Source organism: Mycobacterium shigaense, assembly GCF_002356315.1.
GTDB lineage: Bacteria > Actinomycetota > Actinomycetes > Mycobacteriales > Mycobacteriaceae > Mycobacterium > Mycobacterium shigaense.
In genome coordinates this window covers 378,401-396,377 of record NZ_AP018164.1, presented here as the reverse complement: position 1 = coordinate 396,377, position 17,977 = coordinate 378,401, and the positions used below count along the sequence as shown (strand labels likewise).

General features: G+C 69.3%; 16 protein-coding genes and 1 pseudogene. 5 read left to right on the top strand and 12 right to left on the bottom strand.

The annotated features are described in order from the left end of the window. Positions 1-9: 9 nt before the first annotated feature. The gene (locus tag MSG_RS01895; RefSeq protein WP_096436615.1) at positions 10-696 is read right to left on the bottom strand and encodes a hypothetical protein; all 687 of its coding nucleotides are present in this window, start codon (positions 694-696) and stop codon (positions 10-12) included. Beyond that, positions 693-1,355 (bottom strand): hypothetical protein, encoded by a 663-nt coding sequence (locus tag MSG_RS01890; protein ID WP_096436613.1) that lies wholly within the window; start codon positions 1,353-1,355, stop codon positions 693-695. The genes MSG_RS01895 and MSG_RS01890 overlap by 4 nt, the downstream gene beginning before the upstream one ends. Before the next feature lie 78 nt (positions 1,356-1,433). Between MSG_RS01890 and MSG_RS01885 the strand changes: the two genes are divergently transcribed. After that, on the top strand, positions 1,434-3,428 hold the full coding sequence (locus MSG_RS01885) for a M13 family metallopeptidase (RefSeq protein ID WP_096436611.1): 1,995 nt from the start codon (positions 1,434-1,436) through the stop codon (positions 3,426-3,428). Here the strand turns inward: MSG_RS01885 and MSG_RS01880 are convergent. The 5 genes from MSG_RS01880 to ricR all read right to left on the bottom strand — a co-directional run bounded on the left by MSG_RS01880 (position 3,412) and on the right by ricR (position 9,146). After that, positions 3,412-5,661 (bottom strand): molybdopterin-dependent oxidoreductase, encoded by a 2,250-nt coding sequence (locus MSG_RS01880; protein WP_096436609.1) that lies wholly within the window; start codon positions 5,659-5,661, stop codon positions 3,412-3,414. The two genes, MSG_RS01885 and MSG_RS01880, sit on opposite strands and share 17 nt — an antisense overlap. Further along, complete coding sequence (locus MSG_RS01875; protein ID WP_096443926.1) at positions 5,651-6,244, bottom strand: TetR/AcrR family transcriptional regulator; 594 nt, start codon at positions 6,242-6,244, stop codon at positions 5,651-5,653. The genes MSG_RS01880 and MSG_RS01875 overlap by 11 nt, the downstream gene beginning before the upstream one ends. An 83-nt stretch (positions 6,245-6,327) precedes the next feature. Beyond that, positions 6,328-7,362 (bottom strand): L,D-transpeptidase, encoded by a 1,035-nt coding sequence (locus tag MSG_RS01870; RefSeq protein ID WP_096436607.1) that lies wholly within the window; start codon positions 7,360-7,362, stop codon positions 6,328-6,330. Between the two features lie 117 nt (positions 7,363-7,479). Then, the gene (locus MSG_RS01865) at positions 7,480-8,721 is read right to left on the bottom strand and encodes an MFS transporter (protein WP_096443924.1); all 1,242 of its coding nucleotides are present in this window, start codon (positions 8,719-8,721) and stop codon (positions 7,480-7,482) included. A gap of 134 nt (positions 8,722-8,855) precedes the next feature. Continuing rightward, complete coding sequence (ricR, locus tag MSG_RS01860; RefSeq protein ID WP_096436605.1) at positions 8,856-9,146, bottom strand: copper-sensing transcriptional repressor RicR; 291 nt, start codon at positions 9,144-9,146, stop codon at positions 8,856-8,858. Positions 9,147-9,222: 76 nt separating this feature from the next. On the opposite strand from ricR, the gene ilvD reads away from it, so the two are divergent. Further along, positions 9,223-10,914, top strand: coding sequence for a dihydroxy-acid dehydratase (gene ilvD / locus MSG_RS01855; protein WP_096436603.1), 1,692 nt, complete (start codon positions 9,223-9,225; stop codon positions 10,912-10,914). Positions 10,915-10,922: 8 nt separating this feature from the next. On the opposite strand, the gene MSG_RS01850 is transcribed toward ilvD, so the two are convergent. Continuing rightward, entirely contained in the window at positions 10,923-11,582 is a 660-nt protein-coding gene (locus MSG_RS01850) for an O-methyltransferase (protein ID WP_096443922.1), read from the bottom strand. Positions 11,583-11,737: 155 nt separating this feature from the next. Here MSG_RS01850 and mymT point away from each other — a divergent pair, with 155 nt between their 5' ends. Continuing rightward, a complete protein-coding gene (gene mymT / locus MSG_RS25420; RefSeq protein ID WP_096436601.1) occupies positions 11,738-11,893 on the top strand; it encodes a copper-binding metallothionein MymT in 156 nt (51 codons plus the stop codon). A gap of 39 nt (positions 11,894-11,932) precedes the next feature. Here the strand turns inward: mymT and MSG_RS01840 are convergent, their stop codons facing one another. From MSG_RS01840 to MSG_RS01825, 4 genes are read right to left on the bottom strand one after another with little or no spacing between them, the layout of a single operon-like run. Further along, positions 11,933-14,044 (bottom strand): beta-glucosidase family protein, encoded by a 2,112-nt coding sequence (locus MSG_RS01840; protein WP_181159134.1) that lies wholly within the window; start codon positions 14,042-14,044, stop codon positions 11,933-11,935. A gap of 1 nt (position 14,045) precedes the next feature. Further along, complete coding sequence (locus MSG_RS01835) at positions 14,046-14,561, bottom strand: TIGR04338 family metallohydrolase (protein ID WP_096436599.1); 516 nt, start codon at positions 14,559-14,561, stop codon at positions 14,046-14,048. Further along, complete coding sequence (locus MSG_RS01830; protein WP_096436598.1) at positions 14,558-15,307, bottom strand: DUF2786 domain-containing protein; 750 nt, start codon at positions 15,305-15,307, stop codon at positions 14,558-14,560. The genes MSG_RS01835 and MSG_RS01830 overlap by 4 nt, the downstream gene beginning before the upstream one ends. Before the next feature lie 34 nt (positions 15,308-15,341). Continuing rightward, positions 15,342-16,184 carry an alpha/beta hydrolase gene (locus MSG_RS01825; protein ID WP_096436596.1) on the bottom strand — a complete coding sequence of 281 codons (843 nt, stop codon included), beginning with the start codon at positions 16,182-16,184 and terminating at the stop codon, positions 15,342-15,344. 165 nt (positions 16,185-16,349) lie between these two features. Between MSG_RS01825 and MSG_RS01820 the strand changes: the two are divergent. Continuing rightward, positions 16,350-16,532: pseudogene (locus MSG_RS01820) on the top strand (RNA polymerase subunit sigma-70); the annotation flags it as partial. A gap of 24 nt (positions 16,533-16,556) precedes the next feature. Next, positions 16,557-17,975, top strand: a complete 1,419-nt coding sequence (locus tag MSG_RS01815) for an alpha/beta hydrolase domain-containing protein (protein ID WP_096436594.1) — start codon at positions 16,557-16,559, stop codon at positions 17,973-17,975. Positions 17,976-17,977 lie beyond the last annotated feature (2 nt).

Here is a 17,977-nt window from a genome sequence, read left to right as displayed (position 1 = left end):
CCATCTGACCTAAGCCCGGATCGGCACCACGTCGGACACCAGCCAGGTGCCCCCGCGCTTGGTCAGCGCCACCCGCAGCGTCGGCGCCGCCTGACTCGGCGGCTGGCCGGGCGTGGTCTGCACGACCCGCAGGATGACCGCCACGCTGGCCGCCGACGGCCCCAGGGCCTCCACCCCGGCCGCGAGCGTCGTGGCCTGGGCCGATACGTTGTGCTGGGCCATCTCCGCGCTCGACTTCTGGTACTGCTCCTTGAACGCCCCAGCATGCTCGGGCACCATCAGCGCCGCGGCCCGATCGATCGAACTGCCCGGCGCGCCGGGGGTGAACGACGCCAGCGCCTCGGCCATCCCGCTGGCGATCTGCACCACCTCACGGGAATCCTGCTTGAAGTCCCGATCGGTCGCGGTCCAGTGCGTGTACTCGGTCAGCACCGCCGCCGACAGCGCGGCCGCGCACAGGAAGACCACGGCCAACCGCAGCCCCGGCGCCTCGTCGTCGGTGCCGAGGCTGACCGAATCGCGGCGCAGCAGCCAAAAGTTGATCGCGACACCCTCGACGATGAGCAGCAGCAACACCGAGCACGCCGACACCCACCACAGCGGCCAGCCGAGCACCACCCCGATCATCAGCAGTGCGCCGATGGTCGCCAGCGGGGCCACGATGTCGAAGGCCAGCAGCCGCCACAGGTTCCTCATCGGACCGACTCCAGCTTGGAGATCATCAGCTTGCCGTCGACGTCGGACACGTCCAGCCGCAGGTTCCAGTGCACGGTCTGCGGCTTGGCGCCGGCGTTTTCGCTCACCGAGGTGGCAACCAGCAGCACCGAGTCGGTGCGGGAGGCGAACGGCGGCAACTTGGTGGTGACGACCGGCCGCGAAACCCCGGGCCGGCTGTCCAGGTCGCGGTGCACGGCGTCGATCGCCACCGCCTGGAGCTGGCCGGTGCTGTGCGATTGCAACTTCTCGACCACCTGCCGATAGGGCTGCACCGCAGCATCGAAGTAGGTGTTGAGTTCGCCGACCGTGCCGTCGTGCAGGCGCTGCAGGCTGGCATCGACGTTGCCGCTGTTCATGTTGATCAGCACGGTCGTCCAATCGGCCGCGGTCTGCATGACGCGGGACTGGTAGGTGCGCTCGGCGGCATCGTCGCGGTGGGCGGACCAGACGATGGCGCCGAGCACCACCGCGGCGACCGACAGCACGCCCAGCACCGCCGAGGCGATGCCGTAGTTCGAGAACGTCGGGCCTACCGCACCCTCGTCGCGATCGTCGGCCGCGGGCTCCGCCGGGCCGGCATCGATCTCGGCGTCGTCCGCCTCGTCGGCCGGTCGCTCGGTTTGCTCGCCGTCGGGCATGGGCGCGAGGGTACCTCGCGGCCCATCCCGGGCGCGCGCCCCCCGCGCCGCACCCGCGGGAGATGGAAGGATGGCGGGGTGACGCATGCCGCCATTCGCTCGGGCATCGACCTGAGCTACCTCGACGAGAACGCGCGACCCCAGGATGACCTGTTCGGTCATGTCAACGGCCGCTGGCTGGCCGACTACGACATTCCCGCCGACCGGGCCACCGACGGCGCGTTCCGCCACTTGTACGACCGCGCCGAGGAGCAGGTGCGCGACCTGATCATCGAAGCCAGCAAGCAGGCCTCGAGCAACGGCACCGCCGACGCTGACGCGCAGCGCATCGGCGACCTCTACGCCAGCTTCCTGGACGAGGAGACGGTCGAGCGCCGCGGCACCCGGCCGCTGCGCGACGAGCTCGGCATCATCGACGAGGCGGCCGACGCGGCCGCGCTGGCCGCCGCCGTCGGCGCCCTGCAGCGCACCGGGGTGGGCGGCGGCGTCGGCGCGTACGTGGACACCGATTCGAAGAACTCCGCTCGGTACCTGGTGTATCTCAACCAGTCCGGCCTCGGCTTGCCCGACGAGTCCTACTACCGCGACCCGCAGCACGCGCGGGTGCTCGCGGCCTACCCGGCACACATCGCGCGGATGTTCGGGCTGGTGTTGGGCGGCGAGGCCGCCCAACACGACGACACCGCGGCCCGCATCGTGGCGCTGGAGACCCAACTCGCCGCGGCGCATTGGGATGTGGTCAAGCGCCGCGACGCCGACCTGACCTATAACCTGCGCACCTTCGCCGAACTGCAAAGCGAGGCAGCGGGCTTCGACTGGGCCGGCTGGGTCGACGCGCTGGGCGGCAGTGCCGAAATCCTCGCAGAAGTCGTTGTCCGCCAACCGGATTACCTGGTCTCCTTCGCCGGGCTGTGGAGCAGCGCCGATCTCGAGGACTGGAAGAACTGGGCGCGGTGGCGGCTGATCCGCTCCCGCGCGAGCTGGCTGACCGACGACATCGTCGCCGCCGACTTCGACTTCTACGGTCGCCTGCTGACCGGCGCCGAGCAGATCCGGGACCGCTGGAAGCGCGGCGTTTCGCTGGTGGAGAGCCTGATGGGTGATGCCGTCGGAAAGCTCTACGTGCAAAGGCATTTCCCGCCGGGGGCCAAGGCCCGCATCGACACGCTGGTGGACAACGTGCGGGAGGCCTACCGACTGTCCATCAGCGAACTGGACTGGATGACGCCGCAGACCCGAGAACGCGCGCTGACCAAGCTGAGCAAGTTCACCGCCAAAGTCGGCTACCCCGTCAAGTGGCGGGATTACTCGGCGCTGGTGATCGACCGCGGCGACCTGTACGGGAACTACCAGCGCGGCTACGCGCTCGAGCACGAGCGCGAGTTGGCCAAGCTCGGCGGCCCGGTGGACCGCGACGAATGGTTCATGACGCCGCAGACCGTCAACGCGTACTATAACCCCGGCATGAACGAAATCGTCTTTCCCGCAGCCATTCTGCAGCCGCCGTTCTTCGACGCCGAGTCCGACGACGCCGCCAACTACGGTGGCATCGGCGCGGTCATCGGACACGAGATCGGGCACGGCTTCGACGATCAGGGCGCCAAGTACGACGGCGACGGCAATCTGGTCGACTGGTGGACCGACGACGACCGTACCGAGTTCGGGGCCCGCACCAAGGCACTCATCGAGCAGTACGACGCCTATATCCCGCGCCAGCTCGACAACGGCCATCACGTCAACGGCGCGTTCACCGTCGGCGAGAACATCGGTGATCTGGGCGGGCTGTCCATCGCGTTGCTGGCCTACCGGCTTTCGCTGGGCGGCGAGCCCGCGCCCGTGCTCGACGGGCTCACCGGCGTGCAGCGGGTGTTCTACGGCTGGGCGCAGGTGTGGCGGACCAAATCCCGTGACGCCGAGGCGATCCGGCGGCTGGCGATCGATCCACATTCGCCGCCGGAGTTCCGCTGCAACGGTGTGCTGCGCAACATCGACGCGTTCTACGAGGCCTTCGCGGTCGCCGAGGACGACGAGCTTTTCCTGGCGCCGCAGCGCCGGGTCAGGATCTGGAACTGACGCCGGCGCCCACCAAGGCCTCGATGCGCGCGGGCACGTGCTTGTGCCACGGGGTGCCGGCGTAGGCGTCGCGCCACTGCGTGGAAGTCAGCATGTTGGGGGCCACGCCCGGGACGACGGTACGGCCGTCGGGTTCGGTGTAGTCGAGCCCAAAACCGTTGGGCAGTGCCGCATGTCCGGGCAGCATCGTCTCGCTGATCTCGACGGCTCCCTCGGCGCTGCCGGCCGCGGTGGTGATACGCACCCGGCCACCGTCGACCAGACCGAGGGCTTGGGCGTCCTCCACACTGACGCGCAGCGCCCCGTCGGTGTCGCGTTTGCGCCAGGACGGGTCGCGGATGATGTCGTTGGCCGTGTAGGCCCGCCGCTCGCCCACCGACAGCACGATCGGGAAGTCCGGCGTGGTCAGCTGCGCCGGGGCGCCGGCGAGTTCGCGCAGATCGCCGAGCATTTCGGGAATCTCCAGGGCAATCTTGTGGTCGGAGTGGCCAATCAGGGCGAAGTCGTCCTCGTAGTTATGCGCGGTGAAGGTGATCCCGGACGGGCTGTTCAGGATGGCGTCGAACAGCGCGTCGCCGTCGGCGTGGCCGGCCCGCCGCACCGCGTCGGGGTAGGTCAGTGCGGTCTTCTGCGCGAGCCCCCACAGCGCGGCCGCGGCGGCCAGTCCGTCCGGCAGCGTGGGCCCGAGCGTCTCGTAGAGGACGTACGGAACCAGTTTTGCCACCGTCGGATTGGCGGCGACGGCGGTGAAGAACGCCTCGGCGTAGGCCTGCCGGCCGCGCCCGGCAGCCTCGCGCAACGGCCGCAACTCCGCGTCGTCGAGCACGCCGAGCGCCCGCACCAGCCGCGCCCAGATCTCCGGTTCCGGCAGCGTTCCCGGCAGCGGCTGAAACAGCGGCCGGCGCAGGTGAAAGCCGTTGTGCGGGAACTCGAAATTGAAGAAAGTGGCTTCCGGCTTCTCGAACTGGGAGGCCGCGGGCAGCACGTAGTGGGCGAGCCGGGCGGTCTCGGTCATCGCCACGTCGACGACGACCATCAGCTCCAGCGCGCTGAAAGCCTCGCGGCAGGCTGACGAATTGGCAAGGGAATGAGCGGGATTGCTGCTCTCGACGATCATGGCCCGGATCCGGTCGGGGTGGTCGGTCAGGATCTCCTCCGGAACGACGTTGCTCGGGATCAGCCCGGCGATGATCGGCGACCCGGTGACCGGGGTCCGGCCGGAGACGGTGCCGAACAGCGGCGCGAAGGTCGAATGCAGATGCTGGCTGCCCTTTTTCGCGAAGTTGCCGGTCAGGATCCACAGCATCTTGTTCAGGTAGGAGCACAAGGTGCTGTTGGGGGCCTGCTGGATGCCGAGGTCCTCGAACACCGCGACGCTGGCGGCGGTGCCGACGCGCCGGGCCGCGGTCCGGATCAGCTCTTCGCCGACGCCGCAGTGCTGCGCGTAGTCGGCGATCGGGACGTCGCGCAGTGCATCCCGGACGGCGTCCGCGCCGTGCACGTGCTCGGCGAGGAACGCTTCGTCGCAGAGGTTTTCCTGCACCAGCACGGCGGCCAGCGCGGCCAGGCACCACGCGTCGGTGCCGGGGCGCACCCGCAGGTGGAAGTCGGACATCTTCGCGGTGTCGGTGACCACGGGATCGATCACGATCAGCGATCGGGCGGGGTCCTTGGCGATCTCGTTGAGCACCACCCGGGCCCGCGGAAAGCTCTGCGACATCCACGGGTTCTTGCCGACGAACACTGACACCTCCGCGTGCTCGAATTCGCCGCGCGTGTGGCTGCCGTACAGCTGCGCGTCGACCCAGGCTTCGCCGGTCTTTTCCTGCGCCAGCGCATTCGACCGGTATCGCGCCCCCAGGGCCTTGAGGAACGCCCCGCTGTAGGCCCCGCCCAGGTGGTTGCCCTGCCCGCCGCCGCCGTAGTAGAAGATCTTGTCACCGCCGTAGCTGTCGCGGATCTGCTTGAACCCCTCGGCGATCTCGACGATCGCGGTGTCCCAGTCGATTTCCTCGAAGATGCCGTCGGGGCGGCGCCGCAGCGGCGACGTCAGGCGTGCACCGTTGTTCTGGTAATGATCGAGGCGTAACGCCTTGTTGCAGGTATAGCCCTGCGATCCGGGATGGTCCTTGTCACCCCGGATGCGCGCCAGCCGGCCATCCTCGACGTGCACGACGATCCCGCAGTTGCATTCACAGAGGATGCAGGCGGTGGCTTGCCACTCAGCGGTCATCGGTGGGCGTCCTTCCCAGCGCGGTCAGCAGCGAGTTCCGCAGCTGGCGGTGAACGAGTTCCAGGGGTGCCACATCGCGCCGCACGCGTGCCAGCACGATCGCCCCTTCGAGTGCGGAGATCGCCAGCACCGCCAATCCGGTGGCCTCGCCGGCCGGGATGCCGTCGGCGATGAAGCGCTGGGCGATCAGGTCGGTCCAATGGTCGAAGGCGGCGGCCGCCCGCTCGATCACTGGGGCCATCCGTTCGCGGTCCTGATCGTCACCGGATTCGACGGACACCGCCACGATCGGGCATCCCGCGCGAAAGTCACTGTCCAGCAATTGTTTCCGGTACTTGTCGATCAGGGTGTCCAGCAGGTTCAGCCCGGTGTCGGCCCCGGCGATGACGGCGCCCACATGGTCGCCCGCGTAGTCGACGGCCTCGCGGAGCAGCTGAGTACGCCCGCCCGGGAAGTAGTGGTAGGCCGATCCGCGCGGCGCGCGGCTGTGCGCCAACACGTCGGAGATCGCCGTCGCGTGCGCGCCGCGCTCCCGGATCAGCAGTGCGGCGGAGACAACCATCCGCTCGCGTGGACTTCGCATCGCCACCCCTTCACCAGGCTATGTATGATGCTATACATAATCCCTGGGCCAGCGAAAGCCCCCGTGTTTTCGGGGGGCGAACGCTAGTTGGTGATCCAGTCGCTGGAGCCGTCGTTCTTCTTGTACGAGCCGCCGCTGGAGTTCTTGACGATGATCGGGTCGCCGGGACCGAAGTTGTCGAAGAACCACTTGGCGTTGGTCGGGCTGATGTTGATGCAGCCGTGGCTGACGTCGCGCTTGCCCTGATCGTCCACCGACCACGGCGCGCTGTGCACGTAGTCGCCGACGTTGTCGAAGCGGACCGCGTCCTCGACCGTCACCTTGTAGCCGTAGGTCGAGTTGACCGGCACGCCGTAGGTCGACGAATCCATCACCACCGATGCCTTCTTGTCCTGCACGTAGTAGGTGCCGTTGGGGGTCTGGTGATTGCCCGACGTCATGCCCATCGACATCGGGAAGGTCTTCTCCACGGTGCCGTTGCGGGTGATGGTCAGCTGGTGCGTGGCGTCGTCGGCCGTGGCGATCAGCTGGTCGCCGGTGCGGAAGCTCGTCTTGGTGCCGCCGGCGTCGACGTTCACCGCCGTATTGGCGGGCCAGAAATTAATGGGGCGCCAACGCAATTGAGTCGGGGTCATCCAGTAGAACTTGCCCGGTACCGGCGGGATCGACGACACGTGCACGGCGGCCTGGGCCGCGCCGGAATCCTCGACCGTCCCCGGGAAGTTGATGATGATCGGCTGCGCGACGCCCACCATCGATCCGGTCTTCGGGACGAACGACGGCGGCCCGAACGGGGCGGTGCCGGTGAACGGGGTCGGGTCCTGCCCGTCGGCGGCACCCGCGGCAACCGGCACCGCGCCGGGGGGCGCCCACGGCGGTGGTGGCGCCGCGGGGTCACCCGGCGCGGGAGTTGAGGGTGGCCACCCCGGCAACGAGGGCAGCTGGAAGGGCGGTGGGGACGGAGCCGGCGGGGCGGCGACCACGCCGGGGTCCCCGGGCGGGGGGTCCGGATCCGCCACGGCGGGGCCGGCGCCCAGCACCAGCGCGGCCGCCAGTCCGGCCGCGTTCAGTGCCGCGAACAGACCCCGTGTACCCCAGGCCGACGTCCAGCCCGACATATGCGTACCTCCAGTCAAAGTTCTGACCAGTGTCCCATAGCGCGGCAGCCAGCTACCTATCTCGGGGCCCGTACCAACGGCCGGAAAATCCCAAATTAGTCGAGCTGAACTGCGCGACTATGAATCACGTGAGCGTGTCGGAGCAAAGTCCAGCATCCGCTTGTTCGCGGCGACACCGAGCAACGCGACACCCATCAGGACTGCCGACGCGGTGAGCATCTGCGCCACCCCACGCTCGTAGAGCAGTCCGCCCAACAGCGAGCCCGCCATGATGCCCACCTGGAACGCCGTCACATACATACCCGACGCCCCGTCCGGGTCGTCGGCACCGGCGCGCATCGCCGCGGATTGCATCATCGGCGATACCGCGGCGGCCATGGCACCCCACAGCACGATCGCGCCGGTGCCGATCAGAACGGTCGCGGCGTTGGTGTCGGCGTGGAACGCCAGCGCGGTGAGCACCACGAAGGGAACGGTCAGCCCGGCCATGCAGAGCAGGATCGCGCCCTTGGGCCGACGGTCCAGCGGCCGCGCCACCAGCGGCACCGACAACAGGCCCGCCACACCGTAGGCGGCCAGCAACCAGGCCTGGTTGGGTCCGCGCACGCCGACCACGTCGCGGATGACCACCACGATGAAGGTGTAGGACACGAAGTGCCCGGTGACCGCGATCATCGCGAGCATGCTCACCTTGATCAACCGCGCGTTGCGGTGGTGGCGCGACCGCGGTCCCACGTAGAGCAGCTGGTCTTCGGTGAGCACCAGCGGCGGCAGCATCAGCCGTGCGGCCACCGTGACGACGGCCGCGGCCACCGTCACGCAGACCACCGCCAGGCGCCAGCCCCACATCAGGCTCATCGCCGCGGTCAGCGGGCTGCCCACCACCAGCGCCAGGCTGGTGCCCAGATAGATCGACGTGGTGGCACGGCCGGCATGGCTGGGCGGCACCAGCCGGGTGGCGATCGGCGCGATCACCGCCCACAGCAGCCCGTGGGTGAAGGCGCACAGCACCCGGCCCGCGGCCAGCACCCCGAAGTTAGGCGCCAGCGCCGAGATAACCTGGGAGGCAGTCAGGCAGGTCAAGCTGAGCAACAGCGTGCGCCGGCGCGGCCAGTGCGCCGTCCAGCGCACCAGCGGAACGGTGGTCAGGGCCGCGACCAGCGCATACCAGGTCAGCAGCGTGCCCACGTAAACGACGCTGACATGCAGGTCGCGGGAGATCGCGGACAGCGCGCCCACCGGCAGTATCTCGGCGGTCACATAGGTGAAGGCCGCCGCGGCCAGCACAGCCAGCTGCGCGGCGATGCGTGGCGTCCACGTCCGCGCGGCGGCGGTGGCTGTTGCGGGTTCGGCAGTCATGGCGTCGGTGTCGGCCGGGGCACCCAGTTCCTGGGTGGTCGAGCCTAATGCGATCACACTGCCTTACGGTACGCACCCCGACAACCAGATTCCCCGACTTAGGGCGCGGGAATCGGTCTCACTTGAGTCACCGATCAGGAACGAACCAGCCGCGCGATGGCGGCCGATGCCTCGGCCAGCTTTTGATCCGCCTCGCTGCCGCCGTCGGCGACCGCTCGGGTGACGCAGTGGCCCAGGTGCTCGTCGAGCAGATTCAGCGCCACCGACCGCAGGGCGCTGTTGACTGCGCTGATCTGGGTCAGCACGTCGATGCAGTACTTGTCCTCGTCGATCATCCGCGCGATCCCGCGCACTTGACCCTCGATGCGCCGCAGCCGTTTGGCGTAGTTGTCCTTCTGCTCGGAATACCCGCGCTCGGTCGTCACGCGTTAGATTCTACCTCATACCCCGACGGGGTATGCCGGCAAATATTGGCTTGGCCGCACCGCGCATACTTGACCGATGGCCCCTGACATCAAACCCCGCAGCCGCGACGTCACCGACGGTCTGGAGAAGACCGCCGCCCGCGGGATGCTGCGCGCGGTAGGCATGGACGACGAGGACTTCGCCAAGCCGCAGATCGGGGTCGCATCGTCGTGGAACGAGATCACGCCGTGCAACCTGTCGCTGGACCGGCTCGCCAAGGCCGTCAAGGAGGGCGTGTTCTCCGCGGGCGGTTACCCGCTGGAGTTCGGCACCATCTCGGTGTCCGACGGCATCTCGATGGGCCACGAGGGAATGCACTTCTCGCTGGTGTCCCGCGAGGTGATCGCCGACAGCGTGGAAACCGTGATGCAGGCCGAGCGGCTGGACGGCTCGGTGCTGCTGGCCGGTTGCGACAAGTCGCTGCCCGGGATGCTGATGGCCGCCGCGCGGCTGGATCTGGCCGCGGTCTTCCTCTATGCGGGCTCGATCCTGCCGGGACGGGCCAAGTTGTCCGACGGCAGCGAGCGCGACGTCACGGTCATCGACGCCTTCGAGGCGGTCGGTGCCTGCGCCCGCGGGTTGATGTCGCGCGAGGACGTCGACGCCATCGAGCGCGCGATCTGTCCAGGCGAGGGCGCCTGCGGCGGTATGTACACGGCCAACACGATGGCCAGCGCCGCCGAGGCGCTGGGCATGTCGCTGCCGGGCAGCGCGGCGCCGCCGGCGACCGACCGCCGCCGCGACGGGTTCGCGCGACGTAGCGGTGCGGCCGTCATCGAACTGCTGCGCCGCGGCATCACCGCCCGCGACATCCTCACCAAAGAGGCCTTCGAGAATGCGATCGCGGTGGTGATGGCGTTCGGCGGCTCGACCAACGCGGTGCTGCACTTGCTGGCCATCGCGCACGAAGCCGGCGTCGCGCTCTCGCTCGAGGACTTCAGCCGGATCGGATCGAAGGTGCCGCACCTGGCCGACGTCAAGCCGTTCGGCAAGCACGTGATGTTCGACGTCGACCACATCGGCGGCGTGCCGGTGGTGATGAAGGCGCTGCTGGATGCCGGTCTGCTGCACGGAGATTGCCTGACGGTGACCGGTGCGACCATGGCCGAGAACCTGGCAGACATCGCCCCGCCGGACCCGGACGGCAAGGTGCTGCGGGCGCTGGCCAACCCGATTCACCCGACTGGCGGCATCACCGTCCTGCACGGCTCGCTGGCGCCGGAGGGCGCGGTGGTCAAGTCGGCCGGCTTCGACTCCGACGTCTTCGAAGGCACCGCAAGGGTTTTCGATGGCGAGCGGGCCGCCCTGGACGCCTTGGAGGACGGCACCATCACCAAGGGCGACGCGGTGGTGATCCGCTACGAAGGCCCGAAGGGCGGCCCGGGGATGCGCGAGATGCTGGCCATCACCGGCGCGATCAAGGGCGCCGGGCTCGGCAAGGACGTGCTGCTGCTCACCGACGGCCGGTTCTCCGGTGGGACGACCGGCCTGTGCGTGGGGCACGTCGCGCCCGAAGCGGTCGACGCCGGGCCGATCGCCTTCTTGCGCGACGGCGACCATATCCGGCTCGACGTGGCCACCGGCACGCTCGACGTGTTGGTCGACGCGGCCGAATTCGACTCCCGCCGTGCGGGTTTCACGCCTCCCCCGCCACGCTACACCACCGGCGTGCTGGCCAAGTACGTCAAGCTGGTCAGCTCGGCGGCCATCGGCGCGGTCTGCGGATAGGCCGCCGGCTACTTCACGGTCGCAAGGGCGAAGCCGTCCCAATGCTTGGCGCCGACCGTCTGGATCACCGCGGTGTCCAGTCGCGGGTGCTCGCCCATCAGCTCCAGCGTCCGCCGCGTCGCCCGCACGCGCTCGTCCGCGTGCTCCGGCGTGAGGATCTGGCCGTCGCGAATGACGTTGTCCAGCACGATCACCGAGCCTGGCCGCGCCAGCTTGACCGCCCAGTCCAGGTAGGCGGGGTAGTTCTCCTTGTCGGCATCGACGAAGATCAGATCGAAGGGGCCGCCCGTGACCGCCGGCAGGGTGTCCAGCGCGGCGCCGACCACCACCTCCACCCGGTCGGCCACCCCGGCGCGCCGCAGGTTGGCCCGTGCGACCTCGGCGTGCTTGGGCTCGTATTCCAGGGTGACCACCCGCCCCTGCGGGCCCACCCCGCGCGCCAGCCAAATCGTGCTGAAGCCACCAAGAGTGCCGATTTCGAGGATGCGGCGCGCCTGGATGGCGCCGGCCAGCAGCGACAGGAACTTACCCTGCTGCGCCGATACCGCGATGTGCGGCAGCCCGGCCGCGTCGCTGTCCTCGAGCGCGGCCGCGAGCGCCGGGTCGTCGCCGATGGTCGTGCTGTCCAAGAAGGCGTCAACGTCTTGCGGGGTGGGGGTTTGACTCATGCCGTCCACGCTAGCCTCGCGGCCCGGGCCGTGCAGTAACGCCTGTTCGGCCGGGATCGACGGTGCCGACACGGCCGCGGGTATTTACTGCATACCGGTATGGGGTATACAGTGGGTCCTGCCGGTGGGTGCACCGGAATCCCAACCAGACAAGGATGATTCACATGGCGAACTATGAGGCTGGAACCCTGCTGACCTGTGGGCACGACGGCTGCGGCTGTCGCGTGCGTGTCGAGGTCGAGTGTCATTGCTCCGACTCCGCTGTCGCGTACCGCTGCACCTGCGGCGACGAGTTGACGCCGGTCAGCTAGCGCACGGGCCGGTCGTGCGTTCGCGGCGGCCCCTGCTTCTCAGCCCGCGAACACACGGCCGGCCAACTCGACCTCGGCGGTCAGCACCGGCGCGACCGCCGACGCCCCGACGGCCACCGCGTAGCCGCCCGGCGCGATGCGCCAGGCGCCGCCGCAGTAACGGGCGACCAGCCGCGGATCGGCCTCGATGTCCACGCGGGCGGCCGCGCCGGGCTCGAGCTGCACGCGCTGAAATCCGAGCAGGCGCAGGCGTTGCCCGTCGGGCCCCGAGGTCAGATATAGCTGCGGGACGTCGGCCCCGCGGCGCTCGCCGACGTTGACGACGGTGAAGCCGGCCCGCACGGTATCCCCCCCGGTGACCACCAGGTCGCAGTACTCGAACCTGGTGTAGGACAAGCCATGTCCGAAGGCGAACATCGGGTGCACGCCTTGTTGCGCGAACCAGCGGTAACCGACCTCGGCGCCCTCGAAGTAGTCGATCGTGGTGGCCGTGCCGAACGGGTCGCCCAGGCCGGGCAACTCGGGCCGCGGCGTCTGGGACAGGTCGGCCGGGAAAGTGATCGGTAGGCGCCCAGACGGATTCACCCGTCCTGCAAGGATTTCCGCGATGGCCGTCGCGCCGGCCTGCCCCGGATACCACGCCTGCACGATGGCGTTCGCGGATTCTCGCCAGGGCATGGCCACCGGGTTGCCGGTCTGCAACACCACCACGGTGTTGGGGTTGGCGGCCGCGACCGCCTCGATCACCGCGTCCTGGCCCCAGGGCAGCGAGAGGTCGGCGCTGTCGGCGCCCTCGCCCTCCACGCGGATCGCGAAGACCACGACGACGTCCGCGCGCCGCGCGGCCAGCACCGCCTCGGCCGGGCTGATGCCGGGGTCGAACTCGATCTGCGCATTCGGAAATTGCTTGCGGAGCTCTGCGACGGGGCTCGGCGGCAGCAGGTACAGGTTGTGGGTGCCGGCCATCATCCCGGATCCGCCGATCGGGATCACGTCCGCGTAGCCCCCGGGCGGGACGACCGCACTCGAGCCGCACCCCGTCGGCACACCCCGCTGCGCGTACCCGCCGATGACGGCGATCCGGCTGGTCGACTCGGGGCGCAACGGCAGCACACCGCGGTTCTGCAGCAGCACGATGCCCTGCCGCGCGACCTGCAGAGCAATCTCGTTGTGCGCGTTGATATCCGGCTGCGGTGCCGGGCCGCGATCGGCGATCCCGACGGCGAACATCGACCGCAGGATGCGCCGTACCATGTCGGACAGCCGCTCCTTGGGCAGCCGACCGTCGGCGTAGGCGGTGCGCAGCGGGTCGGTGAAGGTCTCCGCCTGCCAGAAGATCGCGTCGATCTGGGCGCCGCACTCCTGGTCGAGACCGGCGAGCGCACATTCCCAGCTCGGCGTCCCGCCCCAGTCGGACATGACCCAACCGCGAAACCCCCACGCGCCCTTGAGCACCTCGCTGATCAGCACGTGGTTGGCCGCCGCGTAGTCGCCGTTGACCTTGTTGTAGGCGGTCATCACCGCGCCCGGCTGCGCGCGCTCGATGGCGATCTCGAAGGCCAGCAGGTCGGATTCGCGGTGCGCGTCGGGGTCGATCAGCGCATCGAGCCAATGCCGGTTGGTCTCATTGCAATTCAGCGAGAAGTGCTTGACCGTCGAGATCACGCCCTGCTGCTGGATGCCGGTGACCTGCTCGGCGGCCATCGTCGCGGTCAACAGCGGGTCCTCGGAGAGGTATTCGAAGTTGCGGCCGTTGCGCGGGTCCCGGGCCAGGTTCATCGATCCCGCCAGTTGGACGTTGAATCCGCGGCTGCGCGCCTCGCGGCCGATCACCTGGCCCGCGGCGAGGGCCACGGCGGGATCGAAGCCGGCGGCCAGCGCCAGGCCGGCCGGCAGCGCGGTCGCGGTGTCGCCGGGGCGATATCCGGGGTTGGTGACACCCAGGCCCGCATCGCTCATCAGCAGCGCCGGTACGCCGAGCCGGGGAACGCCGGGCACGTACCCGGCGCTCATCGGTGTGCCCGGAGGAATACGCTTGTCGGGCAACGGCCATAGCTCGCCCGCCCCCATCACGCCGACCAACAGCGAGAAGCGTTCGTCGTCGGTCATCCGACTCTCGACCTCGCGCGCCCGGGCGTCGGGATCCGCCATGTCAGCCACGCACACCCTCTTTCGCGTAGACCACCCGCAGCACGTGCCCCAGTTCGGGGCCCATCACGAGCTCCGCCAGCTCACAGATCGTCGCGACGAACTCGGGACCGTGCGCCGGCTCCGCCTGACAGACGTGGTGGGCGACCTCGTGCAGCACCACCAGCTCACGCAGCGCCCAGTCGGCGGTGTCCCGGTCGGGCACCGCGATAACGCCTGTGCCGTCGCGATTTTCGTAGTGAGCCGCGGTGGCCGCCCGGCGGGGCCGTACCCGCAGCGGCGACACGCCCGGCCAGCGTTGCCGTATCGCCGGTAGTTCGAGCACTTGGTCAACATAGCGCTGGACGGCGTCCACCGAGCCGAATCGCCCCTCTGGGGGCAGCGTCAACTGGGTGCCGAAGAACTCGACGTTGGGCAGGCCGCGCTCGGCGGCCCGGTCGAACATTGTCCGGACGAACTCCTCAGCGGCGTAAACCTTGGTGCGCTGCGAATCCCGCTGACCGGAGCCCGCCTCCGTCACCGGCCCAACGCGCTCCGCGACCCCGGCAACTCGGGGCTGTTCCCGAGCCGCGCCCGCCTGCCCGCGCGGTCGCCCGCGCGCCGCGCGGCAGACGAGTAGCCGGCGGTGGCCCGGCTGGCCTGCCAGGTGCCGCGCGCCTTGGACGTGCCGCGGTAGTAGTCGCGCAGCTCAACCTCTTTGTCCCGCAGAGCAATAGCGGTTCCTGGTCGGCGCGCACGATCCCTGGTGGCTTCGCGCCGGGCCTCCTCGCGGGCTTCGGCCAGGCGCTGACCGATGCGGGCCCCGAACGCGAGCTGGAAGTTCAGCCGGGCGGTGATCGTCGGCGTGGGCCGGTGCGCACCGGTGGCGAGGTAGGCATCCGACGCACGCACCATCTGGACCACCAGGCTGGCGTATAGGGCGTGGCTGGCGTCGATGTCCTCGGGAAACCCGTAAGCGTAGCAGAACGTCGAATTCGAGGCGATGTCGCATTTGACGTCGTTGGCCGCCGCGATCAGCACGAACAGCTGCACGTAGGTCCGCAGGCCCTTGGTGCCGGCCTCCCCGATCGTGATGGTCCGCTGCGTCGGGGCCTGCGCCGCCGAACGATTCGAGGAATGCGACCGGGCCACGGCCAGATCGATCGAGGCCGACGTCGCCAGTCGCTGCGCGGCGCTCATGAACGCGTCGGCCTCGTGCGTGTTGTCGGTGCCCTCGGCCTGACGCAGCAGCGCGGCGATGCGGGCCAGCATCTTGTCGTCACTCACAGCGCCAACCTACGACAGCGGTCCGACATTTCGCTCAGAGCCGAGCGGTGATCCACGCGACCACGTCGCCGAGCACCTGGTCTTGCTCCGGCTCGTTGAAGACTTCGTGATACAGCCCGGGATACACCTTCAGCTCGACGTCGGAGGAGCCCACGCTAGCGACCAGGCGGCGGCTGCCCTCGACGGGCACCAGCCGGTCCGCGGACCCGTGCACCACCAGCAGCGGCGCGGTCAGCGCCGGCGCGCGCTGCGGCATGGTCTCGCCGACCTGCAGCAAGGCCCGGCCCACGCCGAAGGGAATCTTGCCGTGGTAGATCAGGGGGTCCGCCCGGTAGGCCGCGACCACGGCGGGATCGCGGGAGATCGCGTCGACGTCGAGTTCCTGCGCCGGCACGCCGGGGATCACGGTACCGAGCGTCTTGGCGGCGAACACCAGCAGCGGCGACACCCCTTCCTGGGCCGCCACCACCGGAGCGGACAGCACCATGAGGTCGTAGTTGTCCGGGCGTTCGACGCCGTAGGCGAAGACGATCCCGCCGCCCATGCTGTGCCCCAGCACGATGCACTTGCACCCGTGCTGTTCCCGGGTGGCGATGCCGACCAGGGTGTCGAAGTCGGCGGTGTACTCCCCGATGTCGCGCACCAGCATGCGCTTGCCGCCGGAGCGGCCGTGGCCGCGGTGGTCCAGCGCGTAGGTGACCAGCCCGGCCTCCCCGAAGCGCTGCGCCACGTGGTCATAGCGGCGGGCGTACTCACCGAGGCCGTGCGAGAGCACGACCACCCCACGCGGCGCGGTGTCGGGTGTCCAGACGTCGTACACGATGCGCACGCCGCCCACGCCGTCGAAGGTCCGTTCCGTGCGCGTCGTCGTTGTCATTACGGGCAGCGTAGTGGCTCACGCACAGCCCTTTGGGATTTAAGGGTCGTAGGCACTGCGTAGGCTCGATCGGGTGAGCGTGCTCGCGGAGCGGTCCGGCGACGCGGATTTTTCCGCGGTCGCCGACCCCTACCGGCGCGAATAGCTCGCGAACTGCAGTGCCCCGTCGGCGACATGCGCATGATCCCGCTGCCCGCCAACGGCCAGCCCGCCGCGGCGATGTACCTGCGGATGGGCGCGGCTTTCCAGTTGCATGTGCTGGACGTCCGCGGCGACGGGGTTTCGCATGTGGTTGCATTCCTCGACGACAGATTGTTCGCGAAATTCGGGCTGCCCAGTTCGCTGTGACGGCTCGCCCACGAAGGTGTGCCCATGACGGATTTGCCGCTCGCTACGCCCGTGCCCGGAAAGCCCGCGTTGTTGTTGGGGGGCTTCGAGATCGCGAGCCTGGGCTATGTCGCCGAGGAATTCTTCGTCTCCGGAACGGCGACCTCCTACGCCCCGGCCGGCGAGCTGGGCCCGGACGGGCGCTGGCCGGTGACACCGGCCGACGAGCAGGAGTACACCACGCGGATCGTGGTGCTGACCCCCGCCGACCGCGCCCATTTCAACGGCACGGTGCTGGTCGAATGGCTCAACGTCAGCGGCGGCATCGACGCCCCGGCGGTGTGGATGATGGCGCACCGGGAGATCGTGCGCACGGGTTACGCCTACGTCGCGGTGTCGGCGCAGAAGGTCGGGGTCGACGGCGGCGCCAGCCTGCTCGGCATGGACATGTCGCTCAAGAGCCAGGATCCCGCCCGGTACGCCGGCCTACGGCACCCGGGCGACGCGTTCTGCTTCGACATCTTCTCGCAGGCCGGAGCGCTGGCCAGGGCCGTCGGAGACGACACCCCGCTGCGCGGTTTGCGCGCGGAAAACGTTGTGGCCCTGGGTGAATCGCAATCGGCGATGTTCCTCAGCAGCTACCTCAACGCCGTCGATCCGCTCGCCACGGTGTACGACGGCTTCCTGGTGCACTCCCGATTCGGGTCCGTCGCCCCGCTGGACGGCAGTTCCATCTTCGACCACCTGGAAAACCCCACCCCGCAGGCGGTGAAGTTCCGCCCCGATCTGCGGGTTCCGGTCCTCACGATCATCACCGAGACCGACCTTTTCGGCGCCGTCCAGCACGGCTACTACTTCGCCCGGCAACCGGACACCGACCGGCTGCGGGTCTGGGAAATCGCCGGTGCCGCGCACGCGGACAACTACACGATCCAGGTCGCACCGATCGACACCGGGACCGCGCCGCTCGACGACATCGTGGCCGCCTACGCGCCCACCGACATGCTGATGGGTCAACAACTCGACCACTACCTCAACTTCGCGCCGCAACACCACTACGTCGTGCAGGCCGCGTTGGCCGCGCTGCGCGGGTGGGTCGAAACCGGCGAGCCGGCGTCCGCCGCGGACCCGATCCAGATTCGGGAAACCGAAGATTTACAACCGGTTTCGGACAGCAATGGGCTCGCCCAGGGCGGTGTCCGCACCCCGTGGGTCGACGTGCCGATCGCCCGGACGTCCGGCGCGGGTGGCGCCGAGCTCGCCGCCACCAACGTCATGTCCGCGATCTTCGGCTCGGGCGAGCCGTTCGACGCCGCGACCCTGAGTCGGCTCTACCCGGGCGGGGTGGCCGAATACCTGGATCGCTTCACCACCGCGCTCGACGCGGCGATCCAATCCGGGTTCATCCTGCCCGCCGACCGCGCCGAGATCCTGGACCTCGCGGCCGCGACATACCGCACCTGAGT

What these genes read in the sequence shown, in the direction of transcription:
- MSG_RS01890 (WP_096436613.1), bottom strand. Translation starts at nt 1,355, where the DNA reads ATGCCCGACGGCGAGCAAACCGAGCGACCGGCCGACGAGGCGGACGAC.
- MSG_RS01895 (WP_096436615.1), bottom strand. Translation starts at nt 696, where the DNA reads ATGAGGAACCTGTGGCGGCTGCTGGCCTTCGACATCGTGGCCCCGCTG.
- MSG_RS01865 (WP_096443924.1), bottom strand. Translation starts at nt 8,721, where the DNA reads ATGACTGCCGAACCCGCAACAGCCACCGCCGCCGCGCGGACGTGGACG.
- MSG_RS01880 (WP_096436609.1), bottom strand. Translation starts at nt 5,661, where the DNA reads ATGACCGCTGAGTGGCAAGCCACCGCCTGCATCCTCTGTGAATGCAAC.
- MSG_RS01850 (WP_096443922.1), bottom strand. Translation starts at nt 11,582, where the DNA reads ATGAGTCAAACCCCCACCCCGCAAGACGTTGACGCCTTCTTGGACAGC.
- MSG_RS01815 (WP_096436594.1), top strand. Translation starts at nt 16,557, where the DNA reads ATGACGGATTTGCCGCTCGCTACGCCCGTGCCCGGAAAGCCCGCGTTG.
- mymT (WP_096436601.1), top strand. Translation starts at nt 11,738, where the DNA reads ATGATTCACATGGCGAACTATGAGGCTGGAACCCTGCTGACCTGTGGG.
- ilvD (WP_096436603.1), top strand. Translation starts at nt 9,223, where the DNA reads ATGGCCCCTGACATCAAACCCCGCAGCCGCGACGTCACCGACGGTCTG.
- MSG_RS01870 (WP_096436607.1), bottom strand. Translation starts at nt 7,362, where the DNA reads ATGTCGGGCTGGACGTCGGCCTGGGGTACACGGGGTCTGTTCGCGGCA.
- MSG_RS01825 (WP_096436596.1), bottom strand. Translation starts at nt 16,184, where the DNA reads ATGACAACGACGACGCGCACGGAACGGACCTTCGACGGCGTGGGCGGC.
- MSG_RS01840 (WP_181159134.1), bottom strand. Translation starts at nt 14,044, where the DNA reads ATGGCGGATCCCGACGCCCGGGCGCGCGAGGTCGAGAGTCGGATGACC.
- MSG_RS01875 (WP_096443926.1), bottom strand. Translation starts at nt 6,244, where the DNA reads ATGCGAAGTCCACGCGAGCGGATGGTTGTCTCCGCCGCACTGCTGATC.